The sequence below is a fragment of the Bacillus sp. WP8 genome (genome assembly GCF_000800825.1).
Taxonomy (GTDB): domain Bacteria; phylum Bacillota; class Bacilli; order Bacillales; family Bacillaceae; genus Bacillus; species Bacillus safensis.
The window spans coordinates 2,193,446-2,212,857 of sequence record NZ_CP010075.1; the positions used below are offsets into that span (position 1 = coordinate 2,193,446).

At 42.4% G+C, this 19,412-nt stretch carries 26 protein-coding genes; 2 read left to right on the forward strand and 24 right to left on the reverse strand.

Going from position 1 to position 19,412, the window contains the following annotated elements; translation table 11 throughout:
* Positions 1-137: 137 nt before the first annotated feature.
* The 21 genes from QR42_RS10920 to QR42_RS11020 form a co-directional block, all read right to left on the reverse strand.
* Positions 138-1,034 carry a polyprenyl synthetase family protein gene (locus QR42_RS10920; protein ID WP_200885514.1) on the reverse strand — a complete coding sequence of 299 codons (897 nt, stop codon included), beginning with the start codon at positions 1,032-1,034 and terminating at the stop codon, positions 138-140.
* A complete protein-coding gene (locus QR42_RS10925) occupies positions 1,018-1,278 on the reverse strand; it encodes an exodeoxyribonuclease VII small subunit (RefSeq protein ID WP_039179863.1) in 261 nt (86 codons plus the stop codon). Before QR42_RS10925 ends, QR42_RS10920 begins: the two co-directional genes overlap by 17 nt.
* Entirely contained in the window at positions 1,275-2,621 is a 1,347-nt protein-coding gene (gene xseA, locus QR42_RS10930) for an exodeoxyribonuclease VII large subunit (protein ID WP_039179866.1), read from the reverse strand. Before xseA ends, QR42_RS10925 begins: the two co-directional genes overlap by 4 nt.
* Before the next feature lie 70 nt (positions 2,622-2,691).
* Entirely contained in the window at positions 2,692-3,543 is an 852-nt protein-coding gene (gene folD, locus QR42_RS10935; protein ID WP_039179869.1) for a bifunctional methylenetetrahydrofolate dehydrogenase/methenyltetrahydrofolate cyclohydrolase FolD, read from the reverse strand.
* Positions 3,544-3,554: 11 nt separating this feature from the next.
* Positions 3,555-3,950, reverse strand: coding sequence for a transcription antitermination factor NusB (gene nusB, locus QR42_RS10940; RefSeq protein WP_012010530.1), 396 nt, complete (start codon positions 3,948-3,950; stop codon positions 3,555-3,557).
* 210 nt (positions 3,951-4,160) lie between these two features.
* Complete coding sequence (locus QR42_RS10945) at positions 4,161-4,568, reverse strand: Asp23/Gls24 family envelope stress response protein (RefSeq protein ID WP_034280262.1); 408 nt, start codon at positions 4,566-4,568, stop codon at positions 4,161-4,163.
* Between the two features lie 25 nt (positions 4,569-4,593).
* Complete coding sequence (gene accC / locus QR42_RS10950; RefSeq protein WP_039179872.1) at positions 4,594-5,943, reverse strand: acetyl-CoA carboxylase biotin carboxylase subunit; 1,350 nt, start codon at positions 5,941-5,943, stop codon at positions 4,594-4,596.
* 11 nt (positions 5,944-5,954) lie between these two features.
* Positions 5,955-6,437: an acetyl-CoA carboxylase biotin carboxyl carrier protein gene (accB, locus tag QR42_RS10955; RefSeq protein WP_039179875.1), complete on the reverse strand. Its 483-nt coding sequence runs from the start codon at positions 6,435-6,437 to the stop codon at positions 5,955-5,957.
* A gap of 195 nt (positions 6,438-6,632) precedes the next feature.
* A complete protein-coding gene (locus QR42_RS10960) occupies positions 6,633-7,265 on the reverse strand; it encodes a SpoIIIAH-like family protein (protein WP_200885528.1) in 633 nt (210 codons plus the stop codon).
* On the reverse strand, positions 7,265-7,936 hold the full coding sequence (spoIIIAG, locus tag QR42_RS10965; RefSeq protein WP_039179881.1) for a stage III sporulation protein AG: 672 nt from the start codon (positions 7,934-7,936) through the stop codon (positions 7,265-7,267). The genes QR42_RS10960 and spoIIIAG overlap by 1 nt, the downstream gene beginning before the upstream one ends.
* On the reverse strand, positions 7,929-8,561 hold the full coding sequence (gene spoIIIAF / locus QR42_RS10970; RefSeq protein ID WP_039179884.1) for a stage III sporulation protein AF: 633 nt from the start codon (positions 8,559-8,561) through the stop codon (positions 7,929-7,931). Before spoIIIAF ends, spoIIIAG begins: the two co-directional genes overlap by 8 nt.
* A 14-nt stretch (positions 8,562-8,575) precedes the next feature.
* Positions 8,576-9,769: a stage III sporulation protein AE gene (gene spoIIIAE / locus QR42_RS10975; protein WP_039179887.1), complete on the reverse strand. Its 1,194-nt coding sequence runs from the start codon at positions 9,767-9,769 to the stop codon at positions 8,576-8,578.
* 19 nt (positions 9,770-9,788) lie between these two features.
* Positions 9,789-10,202 carry a stage III sporulation protein AD gene (spoIIIAD, locus tag QR42_RS10980; RefSeq protein WP_087978339.1) on the reverse strand — a complete coding sequence of 138 codons (414 nt, stop codon included), beginning with the start codon at positions 10,200-10,202 and terminating at the stop codon, positions 9,789-9,791.
* Complete coding sequence (gene spoIIIAC / locus QR42_RS10985; protein ID WP_003153142.1) at positions 10,199-10,405, reverse strand: stage III sporulation protein AC; 207 nt, start codon at positions 10,403-10,405, stop codon at positions 10,199-10,201. Before spoIIIAC ends, spoIIIAD begins: the two co-directional genes overlap by 4 nt.
* Before the next feature lie 19 nt (positions 10,406-10,424).
* Complete coding sequence (spoIIIAB, locus tag QR42_RS10990; protein WP_024428003.1) at positions 10,425-10,940, reverse strand: stage III sporulation protein SpoIIIAB; 516 nt, start codon at positions 10,938-10,940, stop codon at positions 10,425-10,427.
* Positions 10,934-11,857 (reverse strand): stage III sporulation protein AA, encoded by a 924-nt coding sequence (gene spoIIIAA / locus QR42_RS10995; protein ID WP_039179890.1) that lies wholly within the window; start codon positions 11,855-11,857, stop codon positions 10,934-10,936. Before spoIIIAA ends, spoIIIAB begins: the two co-directional genes overlap by 7 nt.
* A gap of 66 nt (positions 11,858-11,923) precedes the next feature.
* A complete protein-coding gene (locus QR42_RS11000) occupies positions 11,924-12,205 on the reverse strand; it encodes a YqhV family protein (RefSeq protein WP_039179893.1) in 282 nt (93 codons plus the stop codon).
* 328 nt (positions 12,206-12,533) lie between these two features.
* A complete protein-coding gene (efp, locus tag QR42_RS11005) occupies positions 12,534-13,091 on the reverse strand; it encodes an elongation factor P (RefSeq protein WP_024422954.1) in 558 nt (185 codons plus the stop codon).
* A gap of 25 nt (positions 13,092-13,116) precedes the next feature.
* Positions 13,117-14,178 carry a M24 family metallopeptidase gene (locus QR42_RS11010; protein WP_039179897.1) on the reverse strand — a complete coding sequence of 354 codons (1,062 nt, stop codon included), beginning with the start codon at positions 14,176-14,178 and terminating at the stop codon, positions 13,117-13,119.
* Positions 14,175-14,618 (reverse strand): type II 3-dehydroquinate dehydratase, encoded by a 444-nt coding sequence (aroQ, locus tag QR42_RS11015; RefSeq protein WP_034280247.1) that lies wholly within the window; start codon positions 14,616-14,618, stop codon positions 14,175-14,177. The genes QR42_RS11010 and aroQ overlap by 4 nt, the downstream gene beginning before the upstream one ends.
* 108 nt (positions 14,619-14,726) lie before the next feature.
* Positions 14,727-15,254 (reverse strand): YqhR family membrane protein, encoded by a 528-nt coding sequence (locus QR42_RS11020; protein ID WP_039179901.1) that lies wholly within the window; start codon positions 15,252-15,254, stop codon positions 14,727-14,729.
* A gap of 223 nt (positions 15,255-15,477) precedes the next feature.
* On the opposite strand from QR42_RS11020, the gene QR42_RS11025 reads away from it, so the two are divergent.
* Together QR42_RS11025 and QR42_RS11030 are read left to right on the forward strand one after the other, a co-directional pair.
* Positions 15,478-16,434: a DUF1385 domain-containing protein gene (locus QR42_RS11025; protein WP_039179902.1), complete on the forward strand. Its 957-nt coding sequence runs from the start codon at positions 15,478-15,480 to the stop codon at positions 16,432-16,434.
* Between the two features lie 38 nt (positions 16,435-16,472).
* Complete coding sequence (locus QR42_RS11030) at positions 16,473-16,868, forward strand: SA1362 family protein (RefSeq protein ID WP_039179905.1); 396 nt, start codon at positions 16,473-16,475, stop codon at positions 16,866-16,868.
* Here QR42_RS11030 and QR42_RS11035 read toward each other — a convergent pair.
* The 3 genes from QR42_RS11035 to QR42_RS11045 form a co-directional block, all read right to left on the reverse strand.
* Positions 16,865-17,740 carry a patatin-like phospholipase family protein gene (locus tag QR42_RS11035; protein ID WP_039179908.1) on the reverse strand — a complete coding sequence of 292 codons (876 nt, stop codon included), beginning with the start codon at positions 17,738-17,740 and terminating at the stop codon, positions 16,865-16,867. The two genes, QR42_RS11030 and QR42_RS11035, sit on opposite strands and share 4 nt — an antisense overlap.
* Before the next feature lie 104 nt (positions 17,741-17,844).
* A complete protein-coding gene (gene mntR, locus QR42_RS11040; RefSeq protein WP_003215946.1) occupies positions 17,845-18,279 on the reverse strand; it encodes a transcriptional regulator MntR in 435 nt (144 codons plus the stop codon).
* 85 nt (positions 18,280-18,364) lie between these two features.
* Positions 18,365-19,201, reverse strand: coding sequence for a lipoate--protein ligase family protein (locus QR42_RS11045; protein ID WP_039179911.1), 837 nt, complete (start codon positions 19,199-19,201; stop codon positions 18,365-18,367).
* Positions 19,202-19,412: the final 211 nt, after the last annotated feature.

Below are 19,412 nucleotides of genomic sequence, written 5' to 3' on the forward strand. Positions count from 1 at the left end.
GCTTTCAACAAAATTTCTATCTACATATATAATGCCTTATTCCTACGAAAACCAAGCGGGAATAAGAGTTGTCTCATCATGATAAACTGTTTACAGTTTACCACAATTGCTCGAAGACCCTCAAATCTAGGCTGTTTTTAATGATCTCTTGAGGCGATCAGATCACATAACTCATGCAGCAATTGCTGCTCTAATTCAAGATTTGAGACAATTTCTTTTGCACATGTGATGTGCTCGTGCAGTTTTTCTTTTGCTCCTGAAAGCGTTAATAAAGAAGGATATGTCGACTTTTCATTCGCTGTATCAGAGCCGACCCGTTTTCCTATTTTTTTTTCGCTTCCTTCGAGATCTAAAATGTCATCACGGATTTGAAAAGCAATACCGATATGATAGCTGAATTCTCTTAGTTTTTCGATTTCGTCATCTGATGCACCTGCCAGCATGGCACCTGCTGTGACGCTGAATGTGAGAAGCTTTCCTGTTTTCCGGGCGTGAATGGATTCTAGTTCTGCAAGCGGGACTTGTTTTTGCTCTGCTTCCATGTCATCAAATTGACCGCCAACCATTCCTAGCGCACCTGCTGACTTCACAAGTTCATCTACGATTTTGAGTTTTTGGTCAGGAGAGACACTGCTAGATAGCTGAGATGTAATCAGACGGAAGCTTTCTGTTAAAAGAGCATCGCCAGCGAGAACCGCTGTTGCTTCCCCGTATACTTTATGGTTGGTCGGCTTTCCTCTGCGAAGGTCATCATCGTCCATGCAAGGAAGGTCGTCGTGTATCAATGAATACGTATGAATCATCTCTACAGCACAGCCAACCGGTATGCCATCTTCTTCTTTTTTGCCGTAGGCATGTAATAAAGCAAGAACGAGAACAGGACGAATTCTTTTCCCTCCAGCTTTAAGAGAGTAAAGCATCGAAGATTTTAGGTCTTCAGGAATCTTCAATTCCTGAACATATGTAAATAAATAATCTTCAATGGCCTGTTTTCGTGTTGTTAAAAAATCCTGCAAATTACTTTTCACCAGCATCTGCCTCCTTCACTGAGAAAGGAGCCAGCTCACCGTCCTCTTTTAAAATGAAATCCATCTGCTTTTCAACGTGCTGTAATTTTTCATGACAAAGCTTTGAAAGTGTCATGCCTTCTTGAAAATAATGAATAGCTTGCTCAAGTGGTACATCTCCTTCTTCGAGCTTCCCAACGATCTCCTCAAGACCTTTCATCGCTTCTTCAAATGTCATTTGTTCTTCTTTTTGTTTATTTGATTCTGTCATGATGATTGTCCCTCCTTCTCAATAACCTCACAAATCAGACGTCCATCCTTCATGGTGATAGCCAGCTGATCCTTCGTATCGACTTGGTTCACACTTTTAATCAGTTCATCGTCTTTATAGGCTAAACTGTAGCCTCTTTCCATCACCTGAAGTGGATTTAATGCATTTAGTTTACCAAGAACAGATTGGAACTGCGAATGAATTGTTTTCATTTGCACATTCATGCTTCGGATGAGCTGTTCTGTTTCATTGGCATGGCGTTTTTTTGCTTGAAGCAGCTGTTCTTTTGGATGAAGCGGCTTCAACCTGTATGTCTGGCGGTCTAGTTGACTGCGTTTTTGTTCAATTTGTCTCGTCAGCTGTTTTTGAAAACGGTCAAATACCAAATCGAATTGCTGCTCTTTTTGCTCCTGCAATCGTTTTGGAAAACGGAAAGCATAAGAGGATTGCAGCGCCACAAGACGGTCTTTCGCTTGTGATGTTCGATTCTTCACGGCCCTTGTCAGCCGAATGTCGATGGATTTGATTCGTTCTATTAAATCGGCTGTGCTTGGAACAGCGAGCTCGGCTGCTCCTGTTGGTGTGGGTGCTCTCATGTCTGCAGTAAAATCACTGATTGTAAAGTCCGTTTCGTGCCCCACTGCAGAAATGATTGGAATGTCTGATGCGAAGATCGCTCTTGCGACAGCTTCTTCATTAAAGGCCCAAAGTTCTTCGATCGAACCGCCTCCTCTTCCGACAATCAAGACATCACAGAGCTGTTTTTCATTTGCTTCCTTGATCCTCTCTACGATTGAACGAGTGGCATTTTCACCTTGGACAAGCGCCGGAAGCACAATGATTTTCGCCTGCTGATAACGCCGGTTAATCGTTGTAATGACATCCCTGACAGCCGCTCCTGTTGGGGATGTAATGACACCAACAACCTCTGGATATTCAGGAATTGGTTTTTTATAGCGCGCATCAAATAAGCCTTCACTTGCCAGCTTTTTCTTCAGCTCTTCATAAGCGAGATGAAGAGCACCAACACCATCAGGCTGCATTTCTTTTGCATATAATTGATAGTTGCCGCTTGGTTCATATACTTGAATTCCGCCGCGTACAAACACTTTCATTCCGCTTTTTGGTAAAAAAGGCAGCTTTGCTGCGGAACGCTGGAACATGACAGCTTGCATGCGTGCGTTTTCGTCTTTTAAGGTGAAGTACACATGACCTCTTGAATGAATCTTCACATTGGATAACTCACCTTTGATCCAAATATCTTCTAAATGCGGATCAACATCAAATTTTCTTTTTATGTATTTTGTAAGGGCTGTGACCGTCACAAAGGCTTTTTCACTCATGACGTATTCCTCCTCTTCAAAAACGCACATTCATCCACCGGCAGCATGCAGGTGGATGAATGGATAAAGCTTATGCTAATGTACGTTTTGCTGATTTAACCGTATTGTGTGCAAGCATCGTAATCGTCATTGGGCCGACTCCGCCAGGGACTGGTGTGATGTAAGAAGCTTTTTCTTTTGCTCCTTCAAAATCAACATCCCCAACAAGCTTCCCAGTATCCAAACGATTGACTCCTACATCGATGACAATTGCGCCTTCTTTGATTTGGTCAGCTTTAATAAAGTTTGCTCGACCGACGGCAACAACTAAAATGTCCGCTTTTAACGTGTGTTCTGAAATATTTGCCGTTCTTGAATGACAGTAAGTAACCGTTGCGTTTTCATTTAACAGCAATTGTCCAACTGGTTTGCCGACAATATTGCTGCGGCCCACAACAACCACTTCTTTTCCAGAAAGATCGACACCCGTTTTGTTCAATAATTCAACAATACCTGCTGGTGTACAAGGAAGGAATGTATCTTCCCCAAGCAGCATTTTCCCGATATTTAATGGATGGAAACCATCTACATCTTTCTCAGGTGAAATACGTTCAATAACGGCTTTTTCAGAAATGTGTTTAGGCAGTGGAAGTTGAACAAGAATCCCGTGGAATTGATCGTTCGCATTGTACTGATCAATAAGCTGAAGCAATTCTTCTTCTGTTAAAGAAGCATCTAAATGATCAAGCTGGAAATGCATGCCCATTGCTTCTGCTGCTTTTTTCTTCCCGCGTACGTAAGAAAGTGAAGCCGGATCATCACCGATTAGAATAACGGCAAGACCAGGTGTGACTCCTTTTTGTTTTAGCTCTTCTACTTCTTTTGCTAATTGTTCACGCTTTTCTTTTGCTGTTTCTTTCCCATCGATGATTGTTGCTGTCATGTCGAATCCTCCTATTGCTGCTTTAGGTCGTTTTTAATGTTCGAAAGTACACCATTTACAAATTTCGGTGCTTTATCATCGCCGAATAATTTGGCAAGTTCAATCGCTTCATTCATTGAGACACTAACTGGGATGTCTTCTTGATACACCATCTCGTACACAGACAGCCTTAAAATGGCTCTGTCTACGTTTGCAATACGATCGAGTTTCCAATTCACTAGATGCTGTGAGATCATGTCATCAAGCTTGTCCTTTTGTTCAAGCACACCGAAAACCAGTTCCTCGAAAAAAGGATCTGATTCTTGTTCATCCAGCGCATGTGTAATGGCCTCTTTCGGATCAATATTGCTCACATCAATTTGAAATAATGTTTGTAACGCCTTTTCTCTTGCAGTTCTTCTTTTCATTATTTACTCCTTTAACCACTTTATCCGCTTGTCGTTAAGCCATACAGAGATCATAACATATTTTGACCGTGGTCGCACCAAGATCCATGCGAGCTTTGACGAAAAACGAATCAATCAACACGTGACGTTATCAATATTCGGAAATCACCCAAAAATGGGCTTTAAAAAACCAAAGAGGCAATGCCTCCTTGGTTTCACTTGAACCCTTCTTTACATTTCTTGATCTACTTCAGCCTCAGGTGCTTTTGTATCAAATTGAATGCCAACGACATGAATGTTAATTTCATTAATCGTTAAGGCAGTCATGTTTAAAAGGGTTTGACGGATATTTTCTTGTACAGCAGTGGATACCTTTGGAATGGATAGGCCAAATTCAACCACACAATACACATCGATTGTGATGCCTTCATCAGAGACATCTACTTTTACACCTTTACGGTGATTTTTCTTACCAAAGCGTTCTGCTACATCAGCAGCGAAATTGCCGCGCATTTCGGCAATGCCTTCGACTTCTGAAGCGGCGATCCCAGCAATGACTTCAATCACTTCTGGTGCAATTTGCACTTTTCCCAATTGATCTTCATCAAGGTTCATTTCAAGCAAATTGTTTTCTGACACGATCATTCACCTCCGAAAGCTGTGATTATTTCATGATTTGGTATGTTTCTAAAAACTTCGTATTAAAATTACCACTCACAAATGTTTCATGCTCGAGCAATCTAAGGTGGAATGGAATCGTTGTGTAGACTCCTTCAATGACGAATTCTTGAAGCGCACGTTTCATTTTCGCAATCGCTTCTTCTCTCGTCTTACCATATGTGATCACTTTTGCAATCATGCTGTCATAATATGGCGGAATCACATAGCCCGGATAAGCGGCAGAATCAACACGTACTCCTAAACCGCCTGGCGGAAGATACATTTTAATTTCACCAGCAGAAGGCATGAAGTTTTTCTCTGGGTTCTCTGCATTGATACGGCATTCGATCGCCCAGCCTTCATATACGACATCCTCTTGTGTAAGAGAAAGCTTCTCACCTGATGCAACCTTGATCTGTTCTTTGATCAAGTCTACACCTGTGACCATTTCTGTCACAGGATGCTCTACTTGAATACGAGTATTCATTTCCATGAAGTAGAACTTCTCTTCATTATAATCATAAATGAATTCGACTGTTCCAGCACCTGTGTATTCAACAGCTTCTGCTGCTTTTACGGCTGCTTCACCCATTTGCTCACGGATGTCTGCATTCAGTGCTGGTGATGGCGTTTCTTCAAGAAGCTTTTGCATTCTTCTTTGGATCGAGCAGTCACGCTCTCCTAAATGAATCGTATTGCCATGCTGATCTGCAAGCACTTGGATTTCCACATGTCTAAAGTCTTCAATGAACTTTTCTAAATAGACACCAGGGTTCCCAAAGTTTTGTGCCGCTTCCTGCTGCGTGATGGTGACTCCGTTAATAAGTTCTTCTTCTGTACGAGCCACACGGATTCCTTTACCGCCTCCGCCTGCAGTTGCTTTAATAATGACAGGATACCCAATACTAGCTGCTGTTGAAACAGCATCATCAAGATCTTTTACAATTCCTTGAGAACCAGGAACGATCGGGACGCCTGCACTCTTCATTGTTTCTCGCGCGACATCTTTCGTTCCCATTTTGGAAATCGCTGACGCGGTTGGTCCAACAAAGATCACATTACATTCCTCGCAAAGCTCTGCAAAGTCTGCATTTTCTGCTAAAAAGCCGTATCCTGGATGGATCGCATCTGTTCCTGTTAATTTTGCTACGCTGACGATATTCGTGACATTTAAATAACTATCTTTAGAAGCAGTTGGTCCGATGCAATATGCTTCATCAGCCATTTGTACATGCAGCGCATCGCGATCCGCTTCAGAAAATACCGCAACAGTTTCAATTCCAAGCTCTTTACAAGCGCGGATAATTCTAACTGCGATTTCTCCTCTGTTTGCAATTAATAGCTTTTTAATCATGATCGTACTCCTTACTCTGCTTTCACTAGAAAGAGGGGTTGTCCGAATTCTACAAGCTGACCGTTTTCAGCTAATACTTCGACGATTTCACCTTTTACTTCTGCTTCGATTTCATTAAACAGTTTCATCGCTTCAACGATACATACAACTGAATTTTCCTTCACCTTAGAACCTGTTGTCACGTATGGATCTGCTTCTGGTGAAGAGGAAGCATAAAATGTGCCAACCATTGGGGATGTGATTTTATGCAGATTTTCAGACGCAGTTGCCTCTTGTGCAGGGGCTTCAGTCTGAGCTGGAGCTTGTGCTGTAGGAGCTTGTTGAGCTGGAGCTGCTTGGACAGGAGCCACTGGTGCTTGTGCCGCAACTTGCTGAACGACTTCTTTATTTTTCTTCAGTTTGATTTTCGCACCTTCGTTTTCGTACGTAAATTCGTCGATTGTAGAGTCGTCAATTAATTTAATCAGTTCATGAATTTCTTCAATTTTTAACATGGATTTGCACCCCTATGTATGGATTTATCTTTTAATTATAGGCTAGTACTAAAAGTACGTACTATACACATCTTACAGGAGGATTTCAATGAATTCAACTACTATTGTGGCGAAGCGTCTCGCGAAAGCACCTTGGAAGGGGCGTCAAGCCGCATCAAAAAACGCCCTTTTCGGCAAAGGGCGCCAGTTCATTTTTTATTGATTAGTGGGCTCAAAAGTGACAGCTACGTTATCAAGACCTCTCATTTCTTTTGTGACCATATCAATAATATCGGCCGCTTGAGACTTTGATTTTTTATCAGAACGAACCGTGATGCTCACTTTATCTCCTTCAGCACTTACGAGCGCATCTTTATAGCCTTTTGTTTTGATCAAGGTCTCGAGCTGACGCTCAGTTCCTTCTGCTTCACTAAGCGCTGTCATTTGATCATATGCTTCACTTTTTTCTTGTGCCGTTGCATCGTCACTGGAGACGATTTCGTTGTATTCTTCGCGCTGCTTGCTTCGTTTATCTTCAAGCTCTAGTCTGTATGTTGTAAAAAGCTCATCGTCTGTCTGCTCTGACACAGCCTTTCCTTCTTCACCGCTTGTTTCGATATCCTCTTGTTTGCCGTTTGTTTCTTTGTCAGTGGATTTCTTATCAGCGCCTTTTTCCATTCCTTTGTCCGTTCCTTTTTCTGTTTCAACCTTTTTCTCTTCAGTCCCTTTTGATTTCATATCTTCTACTGTCACTGCATTTTCACCCTGTGGAGACATGATATAGTACACACTTAATACGACAACTAAACTTAGCATCGTTAATAGCCAAACCGTTTGTTTTTTTAACATCATTCCGAATCCTCCTTGATTTTTTTAGGGGCAACAGCCACTCTATGGCTCGGTACATCAAGCACTCGTGTAACCGCTTCAATGATGGTTTTCTTTATTTGAACGTTGTCTACTCCTTGAGCAACAACGAGGACACCTCGAATTTCTGGCTTTTTCGTTTGAACAACGACTGGTGTTTCTTCATTCCCATTTTTGATGATGACGACTTCTTCTTCTTTTGTTTGATCGGTGACACTTCGTACACCGCCTTCTTTATCTGTTTCCTCGGTCGTTGTACTTTTATTAGATTTGTTTTTTTCAAACACTTTTAAAGACGTTGCATCTACATTGACCACAATGGATACATCCTCAACGCCGATGATGGTCTCTAAAATTTCTTTCAGCTGGTTTTCGTATTCTTGCTCCACGTCCTCAATTGAATTCTTTGGTTTACCTGAGGATGCCGGTTTGAATACTTCCTGCTCTTCTGAGGATGTTTTTTTAGCAGCAGGAACCGCAGCTTGTTGTTTGCTTGATGGCGGTGACAAGATCTGACTGACTAACATGAAAGATACGCCGATAATGAATACAAGCAGCAAGTAATGGTGCTTCGTTAATTTGGGTTTCCCTTCACCTTTTTCAGGCGGCTGGAAGAATGATTTCAGCTTTTGTTTCCAGTCCTTGTTATTCATGATCTGCTGCGTCACCTCCCTCAATGTTCAGCGCGATGTGCTCAGGACTCGTATTCCAAACATCAGCCAGCGTCTCTTTCACCCTCGTGATCTCTTTGCTAGAAGATTCAGCGCTTTCCTCCTTTTGCCTGGAGAGATCAATGTCCACCTTTGCCACCGTTTCTACAGCATCACCTGTGAGCGGGGAAAGAACTGCTTTGATGCGAAATTGATCCGCCTCCATATTCTGATCCAGATGCTCCTCATCAGCCAGCACTTCTACGTGTTTCATTTCATAGCTCTCCTTCTCCAGTGGCTCCTTTGCGCTTTTTTCTAGTTGGACAGCCATTTGCTTTAAAATATATGCACGCTGAGAGGCTTGTATTTCTCTTTTTTCTAAATTCATCTGATTTTTTATTTCTTCTGACTGCGCTTCTTCCTTCCCTTTCATCAATTCTGAAAAAATTTGGTCAGGATCTGCTCGAAATAAAGCAAAAATCGGATTGAGCATTACGACGATGAGCAGCAGACTGACGACCATTTTTGCATACTTTTGCATGCTCGAATTGGGAAGCAGAAGATCAATGACAATCGCAAATAAGATAAAGAGAATAATACTTGTGATCCATTCCGTGAGAAAGCTCAAAAGGTGTCCCCTCCTTACTTCATCATCATGGTCAGGTTACCCGCAGTGATGATGACGGTAATGCTTAAAAAGAACATGAGCGACACAACTGCAAGTGCGGCAAATATATACAGCACACTTTTTGAAATGACATCAAGACAGCTGATGATGGGCCCGCCCCCTAACGGCTGAAGGATCGCGGCAGCAAGCTTATATATAAGGGCTAACGAAAGTACTTTAATCGCCGGGAAGGCGGCAATTGAAATCAAAATGGCGACCCCAACTAGTCCAACTGTATTTTTAAGTAAAACAGAGGCGCTGATCACGGTATCCGTCGCATCTGTAAACATTCTGCCTAGGACAGGGATGAAGTTTCCGGTAATGAATTTGGCTGTACGAAGAGCGATTCCATCAGTAACCGCCGCAGATGCCCCCTGAACGGAAATGACGCCGAGAAAAACGGTCAAAAAAACGGCAAGCCCGCCAATTGCCACATTTCTTAATAGCTGCGCAAGCTGGGTGACCTTGTATTGTTCGGTCAGCGTACTGACAATGCTCAATATCGCTGATAAAAAGATGAGCGGAAGAACGACATATTGAATGAAAACACCGCTCGTGTTCATTAAAAATAAAATAACAGGATGAAAGAATCCGGCTGAGACAAGCCCGCCTGATGAAGCAATAAGCGCTAGTAAAAGAGGAATAAGAGCAAGAATAAAACTGGTCATCGTTTGAATGGCTTCTGTGGCATAGGAAATCGCCACATGAAAGCTGTTGAGTGCAATAATAATCAGTACCATATAAACAAGAGCATATGCGACTTTGCTGACAGTGCTTTGTTCAAAAGCATTTTGCAAAAGCTGCAAAAGCGAACAAAAGATGGTGAGTAAAATGAGAGTACCTAGGAGCTTTCCGTTTGCAATGACCTCGTGAAATAGATAATGTACAAAGGCTTTCAGCCATGTTTGGGGAGACAGCTCTTTATCGCCGTCAATCATTTCCTTCACTGTGCCCTTTTGGCTTTCTGGCAAAAAGCCGCCATACTCGTCCAAAATGGTTTCCCAAAAGTCACTGATGGAATGAAGCTCAAGTGCATCAGCCTGTCCATTCGCCACTTCCTCTGCTGCTGGCTGTTCATTAGATAAAGGTTCTTTTTCTTCTGCCTCTGCATGCGGAGCAAACAGCCAAAAGAAAAGCATTAATCCCATTACAGCGGTCACCCGTTTCATTGTCGTCACCTCTTTTCATTTACGTCATGGACGGGATCATCCCTAAGATCGTCTCAATGATGACTGTTAAAATCGGGACTGCCATAACCAAGATGAGAATCTTACCGCCTAGCTCTATTTTTGATGCAATGGCGCCTTGTCCAGCATCTTTTGTCAGCTGAGCGCCAAATTCTGCAATATAGGCAATGCCGATGATCTTCAATATGGTTTCAACATATTTCATATTGACGCCGGCACTTGCTGCAATTTTTTCAATCATTGAGATAATGGCATAGATTTGATCAATTAAATAAAGGAAAATCACACATCCAGTAAAAACGACAAGCATAAAGGCGAAGGTTGGCTTTTGTTCTTTGACGATTAATGCTAAAAAAGTAGCGATTAAACCAAGTCCAACAATTTGTATGATTTCGATTTGTAAGCCCTCCCCTATCCTTGAAATAGAAATACGGCTTTAATCTTTTTAAACAAATCGTCTACAATGGTTGCCACCATAAACAAAATGTAGATAAACCCAAGCAGCGTCACCCACTGAGCGTACTCTTTCTTCCCCATTTGGTCTAAAATCGTATGGAGAAAGGCCACGACGATGCCTACTCCGGCAATTTGAAAAATGACGTTTACATCAACGCCCATGCTCTCGACTCCCTTCCTCTCACATCAATAAAAGAATCAGTAGTAATCCGCTTAAAAACCCGAGGCTTCTAACCATTTTTTCATTTTTCGCTTGGGCGATTTCTGCTTCTTTCTCCTCTGATTCCAAATGGCCTAAAGCAAGCTTGATGTACTTTTGCTGAGAAGTGACATCATGCTGGCCAAGAGTTTCCCCAAAGTGCTTCAGCGCCTCATATTCGCCTTTTTTCAAGACAGTCTTTTTCCAAACATCTTCAAGACTTTCGTTCCATGCATGACGTGCAGAAAAAGTCCCCACTTTCAGCTTTTCTGCAAATTGTTCAAACAGCTGATTCACAGGAGGACCTACCTGCGCTGCAATTTGCTCTGCCGCCCGTGCTAAAGGGGTTTGGCCATACATAATTTCAGCTTCAAGAGACTGGAGAGCAAAGCGCAGCTGCCGAATTTGTTTAGGTCTGTCGCTGTATCGTTTGGCAAACTCGAATCCTCCCCAAGTCGTGGCCGCGACAATGAAAATAGCGCCAATGAGCTTTAACATACGTCCACTCCCCGCCTCCATTTCATCTCTTGGCCATCCCCGCCGTAAATCCGCCCGATCGTACCTGGTCCATTGTTTCGATTTAATTCAACATATCGTTCAAACACACGAAGCTCCCATAACGGCTTAAATGAAGGACGTTTATATACATCTTCAAGTGAATAGCCATGAGCTGAGACGATGATGTTGACTCCGGCATGAATCGCTTCTAAAAGTGCCTCGACATCCTCACTTTTTCCGATTTCATCGACAATCATGACCTCTGGGCTCATTGACCGAATCATCATCATCAACCCTTCAGCCTTTGGACACGCATCGAGTACATCAATCCGGTGGCCAAAATGGTGCTGCGGCACCCCTCTTATACAACCGGCGATTTCAGAACGCTCATCAATAATGCCTGTTTTTCTAGGAGGGATTGTCTTTGTGCCTGTACTAGCAAGACGTGCTATATCCCGGAGCAATGTGGTTTTCCCCGTTTGCGGGGGACCGATGATGAGTGTATTGTGCCAGTGTTCTTCATATAAATAAGGAAGAAAGGGAAGCGCAATCCCGATTTTTTCTTTTGCAATGCGGATATTAAATGAAGAGATATCTCTTAGCCCTTTGACAAATCCGTTTTCAACGATCACTTTTCCTGCAAGTCCTACCCGGTGTCCGCCAGATATGGTGATATAGCCCTGTTTTAGCTCTTCCTCAAGTGTGTACATGCTGTAATTGCTCAGCCTGCCTAATAGCTGAGACGCATCTTCCCAGGTGGTGTGATAAGAAAGGAAACGTGGTTTTCCTCCTTGCATCAGTTCAATAGGACGATCCGTGCGAATGCGGATTTCTTCTATTTGCGCCCATTCTGCCTCTTTCAGCAGTCTGAGTTCTTGTCCAATCGAGTGCGGGAGAATATCCAACAAACTCCGCAACGAATTCCCCTCCTTTTTTTCTTCTCTAAAATGTATGATGTGAGCCGTTAATTATGCCAAGCCGTTTCACTTATAGATCCCAACAAGAATAAACACGACACCAATGAAAATGAACACGAGCTTTGCATAGGATAGCTGCCCTGCAATTTGATAGATTCCAATCGTCATCGTGATAATAAAAATGAGCGGTCCGATGATCGCCAATATACTATTGATGACCACCGCTTTCCGTACATCATTTGTGATTAAAATGAGGATGGCTGCCGTCAGTTCAATGGCGGCGGATAAGAACCTCATGCCTGCCATTGCAGCGACCGACGGGTGTATGCCTGGGAGAAATTGTTTCATATAGAACCTCCAGCTTTTTTTACACTATATGCTTGACCAGCTGGAAGTAGTCTTGTTTTTCAGGAAGGAAGAGAGATGAATGAGAGAATTGAGAGAAGGCCAGTCTTGAGGAGTCATTTTTCAATAAAAAAAGACTGTAAACACGAGGTTTACAGTCTCAGCGTGTAGACAAACCCTCGCATTCGGTGTCAGGTCTGCGCGCTGGTGCTCACGAATAACAAATTCGCTCCGCGCCAGTGCTCACCCTTCCTAGACTGCAAAGGCTTTCTATCACACTGAAAAGAAGACAAAGGCTGTAAACACGAGGTTTACAGCCTTTTTTCGTTCATTACGCTCTTGAAACGTATGAGCCGTCTGATGTATTAATCACTAGTTTATCTCCTTGGTTCACAAAGAAAGGAACGTTGACGATTAAACCAGTTTCAGTTTTTGCAGGTTTTGAACCGCCTGATGTTGTGTCACCTTTAATACCAGGCTCTGTTTCTACTACTTCTAGTTCTACTGTGTTTGGAAGTTCTACTCCAAGTGTTTCAGCACCGTACATCACGATTTGAACAGACATATTTTCAAGCAAATATTTCAGCTCATCTTTAATTTGTGCTTCACTTAGTTCAAGCTGCTCATAAGAACTTGTATCCATGAAGACATGCTGATCGCCATTAGCATACAAGTATTGCATTGTTTTTGTTTCGATTTGAGCTTTCGCTACTTTTTCGCCTGCGCGGAATGTTTTTTCTTGAATGGCACCAGTACGCAGGTTACGCAGTTTCGAACGAACAAACGCTGCGCCTTTCCCTGGTTTTACGTGCTGGAAATCCACTACTCGCCAAATACCGCCGTCCACTTCAATTGTCAGGCCAGTACGAAAATCGTTTACTGAAATCATTTTGTCATCCTCCTACATTTCACCATCATAATATGATAAGTTCTTTCGGTGAGTGGGTCAATCGTTTATTGCCGTCAGCTGTCAGGACAATATCATCCTCAATTCTCACGCCGCCGACATCTGGCAAGTAAATCCCCGGCTCAACTGTGACGACCATTCCCTCTTCTAAAACGACCTCTGATCGTGAGGAAAGGCCTGGCGCTTCATGTACTTCCATACCTAGGCCGTGCCCGGTTGAATGCCCGAAGTATTGACCATAGCCGTACTTTTCAATGATGTCTCGTGTGATGCGATCAGCTTCTTTTCCTGTTAAGCCTGGCTTGATTCTATCCACACCAGCGTTTTCTGCTTCTAATACGATATGATAAATTTCCTTTAGCTTGTCGCTTGGTGTTCCGACAGCAATCGTTCTTGTCATATCAGAACAATAGCCTTTATAGTAAGCACCGAAATCGAGTGTCACTAAATCACCAGATTCAATTACCTTTTCACTCGCTCTTCCGTGCGGCAGGCTTGAACGAACACCAGAAGCAACAATCATATCGAATGAAGATCCTTCAGCACCTTCTTTTCTCATGAAAAATTCAAGCTCGTTCATGACAGCAATTTCCGTCAGGCCCGGCTTGATGTAAGTGAGAATATGATCAAAGGCGTGATCTGCAATCTTCGCAGCTTCCTCTAATATCTTAATCTCTTCACTAGACTTAATCAAGCGCAACTTTTCAACTGATTCAGAGACTGGAACAAGCTCTATCTCACCTGCTTTGGCAGCGTACTGCTGATACGTGGCAAATGTCATATGGTTTTGTTCAAACCCAAGGCGTTTTACTCCAAATTCCTTCGCCGTTTGGGCAGCCGTTTCCACAATGTTTCCTTTATGTTCAATGATGTCATAACCTTTGACTTGATCCTTCGCTTGCTCTGTATAGCGGAAGTCCGTGATAAAAGCTGCCCGGTCCTTTGAAACAACTGCAAGGCCGGCAGATCCGGTAAAGCTGGTCATGTACTGTAAATTAAAGCTGCTCGTAATGACAAGGCCATCGATCTCTAATTCGCTTAAAAGTGTTCTTAGTTTTTCAAGTTTCATGATACTGCTCCCCCTTCACTGACTAAATAACGAATCGCCAATTTATACCCTTCTAAGCCAAGTCCAACGATTTGCCCTTGGCATACTGGAGCAAGTACAGAATGATGGCGGAATTCCTCTCTCTTATGAACATTTGAGATATGTACTTCAATGACAGATAAAGAAATACTTGCAATGGCATCTCTCAGCGCATAGCTGTAGTGGGTAAATGCACCCGGGTTAAACACGACTCCATCGTACTGATCTTCTGCTTCGTGGAGCGCATCAATCAAATCTCCTTCGTGATTCGATTGAAAGAACGTTAATTGAATGTTTGCTCGTTCTGCAAACTGGAACAAATCTGTCTCTAAATCTGTCAGCGTCTTACTTCCATAAACAGCAGGCTCTCTTTTGCCAAGCCTATTTAAATTGGGTCCATTCAGTACAAGAAAATGAGGCATATGACCACTCCTTCACCCTAATTCAATCTATATTGAGATCTGTTTCTTTTTCCTTAGAAACCTTTCGTTTCCAAAAATATTTTATCATATGAATAGGTGATTTACACTTTATTCTGTCTTTTTCCCGAGTGCCCTCGCAAGCTTTTGACTCGTCAATTCATTATATTCAAACGAAATGCTGTACCCGACAAACATGCCATATAAAATATATAGGCAAAATGTCGTTACAATGGTGCTTTGCTGCAAGTCATGTACTTGCTTTACATCTGGGAAAATGGGATTAAATACGTAAAAAACGAGCAGCCATAAAAGCCCGCCATAAACCAGACCCATCCAAAAGCCTTTGATCCTTTTTAAAAGCCCATAATAAATAAAGGCGGCTCCAATCGATAAAATTCCTAACAGCATAATACTTATAAAAGTACCAAGTCCTCCCTTTTTCCACTCTCCGAGCACAAATGGCTGAAGCAGCATGTTAGGACTCACCTCTGAAAAATGGAACACATAGGTCAGAAACCCGATAAAGCCCCAAAAAACACCGCCTACAAAGCCTGTAGCAGCTGCTCTTGCCACAAGTGATGTCGTTTGCACGGACTGATTTTTTTCTTCTTGGTTTTTCTTTTCATCACGTTTCATTTGTGAACACCTCCAGCAAGTAGTATGTCCAAAATGTCATGAAAAAAAAGGATTTCCATGCGTGAGTGTAAAATTTTTAAAACAGGGTATACTGGCTAAAAAGAGGTAGATAGAATTCTAGTAGATAATCGACCTGGGCGCTAGTGATTTCCCCTCATTTCCTGTACAATAAAGGTATAAGGAAATGCATGTAAATTACAGGAAACAGGCAGGTTGATGAAATATGTCCAATCAAACAAAACCTCCAGCTTATGGAGGGCAGGCAGTTGTCGAAGGTGTCATGTTCGGAGGTAAGAAGAACTATGTGACAGCGATTCGGCGAAAGGACCAGTCCATTGAGTTTTTGAAGCTTCCCCGGACCTCCAATAAACGAACCGCCTTTCTCAAGAAAATCCCCTTTGTCAGGGGTGTTGCTGCACTTGTTGAAGCAAGCGCAAACGGCAGTAAGCACTTAAACTTCTCCAGTGAGCGATATGACTTAGATCCTTCTGAAGATCATACTCTTGAAAAAGAACAAAAAGGCTCGAAATTATCCATGATTTTCGGCATTGCTGTGATCGGAGTTCTCTCTCTTCTCTTTAGTAAATTTGTCTTTACCCTGGTACCTGTCTTTTTAGCAGAGCTTGTGCGTCCCATCTTTTCAGGGAATTTCGCACAAATCGCAGTGGAAACATTCTTTAAATTGGTCCTTTTATTAGGCTATATTTACTTTATTTCCATGACCCCTTTAATTAAAAGAGTATTTCAATATCATGGGGCAGAACATAAAGTCATAAACTGCTATGAACAGAACCTTGACATCACAGTGGAAAATGTCCAAAAGCAATCCCGCCTGCATTATCGATGCGGCAGCAGCTTTATTTTATTCACTGTCATTGTTGGAATGTTCGTCTATTTACTCGTACCGACAGATCCTTTATGGGTGAGAGTTCTGAACCGCTTGGCGCTCATTCCGGTTGTTCTGGGCATTTCATTTGAAGTGCTTCAGCTCACGAACAAACTCCGAGAAGTGCCTGTACTTAAAGTGCTTGGCTATCCTGGCCTTTGGCTGCAATTGCTTACAACAAAAGAACCTTCTGACGATCAAGTCGAGGTAGCCATTGCAAGTTTTAATGAACTTCTTCGTTTAGAGGAAGCATCTCTAAAACAAGCGTCAGATTCTGCTCATCAAGTGATCTAACTTATAAATCCGGTAAATTCCTTCGGAGGTGGACAGTTATGAATCGCCGAGTACATCCTGCTTTTACCATTATTTTCGCTTTAGGTGTTTTGGGATTTGTGTACTTACTCACAACGAACCCAGGCAGACTTTTTACAATGCTGCTGTCTGTTGTGATCATTGGAGCGGCCCTATTTTTCCTATTTAGATGGCTGATGAATCGAAGAACTGGAACAGAAGGCAATCTTTATCGCAAAGCAGTCAAACAATCAAAACGTCGCTACCAGCAGCCTAAACCAAAAACGAAAAGCCAGATGAAAAATCGGGTCACTCATTTGCGAAGCGTGCCGACTGACCACAAGTCTAAGCCCGTCCTTCTCAAAAAGAAAAGCCAAACACATTTGACTGTGATTGAAGGCAAGAAAAACAAAAAGAAGAATCGCGCCTTATTTTAAAATGTCCAGCTTTTTAAAAATTGCTCGGCCTTCTGTCTACCTAGATCGACGAGCGCCTTTTTCTTTTCTGTCATGAGTTGAAAATCAGTGGCAATGACGTGTTCTACAGGAATAAAAATAATATGACGTTCGTGTTTTGTGGCGATATGTCTTTCGTCATGAGCACCACGCATCGTTTCAAAAAGAGCGCCAAACAGTTCAAACGCATTGCGGATGGAGTGTTGTGGGCGTTCTTTTTCGTTTGGCGTTAATGTGACACCGACGAATGGTCTTTTTTTCTCTTCAGCAAACAGCCAAATTGGAAAATTGCTAAGCACTCCTCCATCTACAATGGTACAAATGCCTTTTGAAGACTTCAGTTTGACAGGTTCGAAAAAATACGGCAGGCTGCAGCTCATTCGAATGGCCCTCGCCACGGAAAACCGCTCTGGATTCAAGCCATATGAAGGAAGGTCGTCTGGCAGTACGAGGATTTTTCCATTCGTTAAATCGGACGCAACAATTTTCAGCGAATCTTTTTTGAGGTCTCCAAACACGGTGACCCCTTTTCGTTTTAGCACATCAGTCAGCCATTTTTCCAGCCGGTCTCCTTTATAAAGACCAAGACGCCAGTAAATGGATACCCACCTAAGCATTTTGAACGGGATGAATTGACATCTTCTATCAAGCAATTGATGCTCATCCATTTCATCTAAAAGCTCCCGAATTTCCTGGCTTTTAAAACCTGCTGCGATGAGTGAAGCAATGATTGCTCCAGCACTTGTACCAGCAAGACGGACAAATTGAAATCCTCTCGCTTCAAGCGCTTCATAGGCACCAGCAAGCGCTGCCCCCTTAATGCCTCCACCTGAGAACACACCATCTATCTTCATCAAGGAGCCCCCTTTGATTTCACGCTAATAATAGTGTAGGAGCATTTGCTTTCAATTAGAACTTTAATCAAAAAGGACACCCATGCTAAGGGTGTCCTTTTTGATTAAGATTCTTGATTTGTTTGTTCGTTTTTCTTTTGAATCGCTTTCAGCTGAACAGATCGCTCATCGTTTTCTTCAAAAAATTGAACGAGATCGCCGATGCGGTCAATGCTGTTCCAGCTGAGATGATGTTCAATGCCTTCTACATCATCATAAATTTTCTCTTCATCTACACCAATGATTCTTAAAAATTGCTCCAGCAGTTCATGTCTGTATACGAGACGTTTTCCAATTTTTTTGCCTTTCGGGGTTAAAATTAGACCACGATACTTCTCATAAATGAGGTATTCATCTTTATCTAGCTTCTGAACCATTTTTGTTACAGAGGAGGGATGGACAGCGAGTGCTTCTGCAATATCAGAGACTCTGGCATATCCTTTTTCTTCTATCAGCATATAAATTTGTTCAATGTAATCTTCCATACTAGGTGTAGTCATAAAACCCCTCCATAATGCACCTTTACTTAATAATCAACCCAATTCTACACCATCGTTCATTAAAAAACAAGGAGTGTCCATCGTCTTAACGCTTGTAATTCCAATCATCTGAGGCATATTTCGTTTTGGCGAGATGATGGACAAACGCTAATTCTTCATCTGTCAGCTCATAAGGTTCAAGCTCAATATTTAATCCTTTTTCAAATCCTCTTTTAAACGCAACACGCGCATCGTCTATCGTACAAGTTCGGTCTGAGATTTCATTGATAGCAACCGCTTTGTTCTTAAAGCTTCGCTGCATCCGCTCTCTTACCCGGTCGTTAGGATAAAGGAACAAATCGAATAATTTATCCTCATCAAGGTCAATTAAAATAGATCCATGCTGGAGGATGACACCTTTTTGTCTCGTCTGAGCACTGCCCGCTACCTTTCTGCCTTCTACAACAAGCTCGTACCAAGAAGGGGCATCAAAGCATACAGAAGATCTTGGATTCTTTAAGCTTTCCTTTTCTTTATCTGTACGAGGAATGGCAAAATACGCATCGAGTCCCAGCTCTTTAAATCCTTCTAAAATGCCTTCTGAAATGACGCGGTACGCCTCTGTCACCGTTGCTGGCATTTCTGGATGTTCCTCTGACACAATCACGCTGTAGGTCAGCTCCTGGTCATGTAGTACTCCTCGTCCTCCGGTTGGTCTGCGGACAAATCCAAGACCATAGCGCTTGACAGCTTCTAGGTTGATTTCTTTTTCAACGTTCTGAAAATACCCAACAGATAATGTCGCCGGATCCCATCCATAAAAGCGGATAACAGGCGGAATGAGCTTCTCACTATGCCAATAAAGCAAGGCTTCGTCCATTGCCATGTTAAAGGCAGGGTCTTGGTTTCCTGAATCAATGAAACACCATTTCTCTTTTTGCATATAAAATCCCTTCTCTTTTACGTAGTCAATGTTAGATGATGGTGGTGACCACCGGTTTTCTCTCTTCATCAGTCTATCAAATAGGAACGGAATTGAAAATAATTCTTACCATTTATGATGACAAGTTTCTTATGCTTTACTATAATAGTATTTGTCTAAAACGTACCATCAGACAGGCTACTGTGCTGATGCTCAAGAAGGAGTCGAGTTG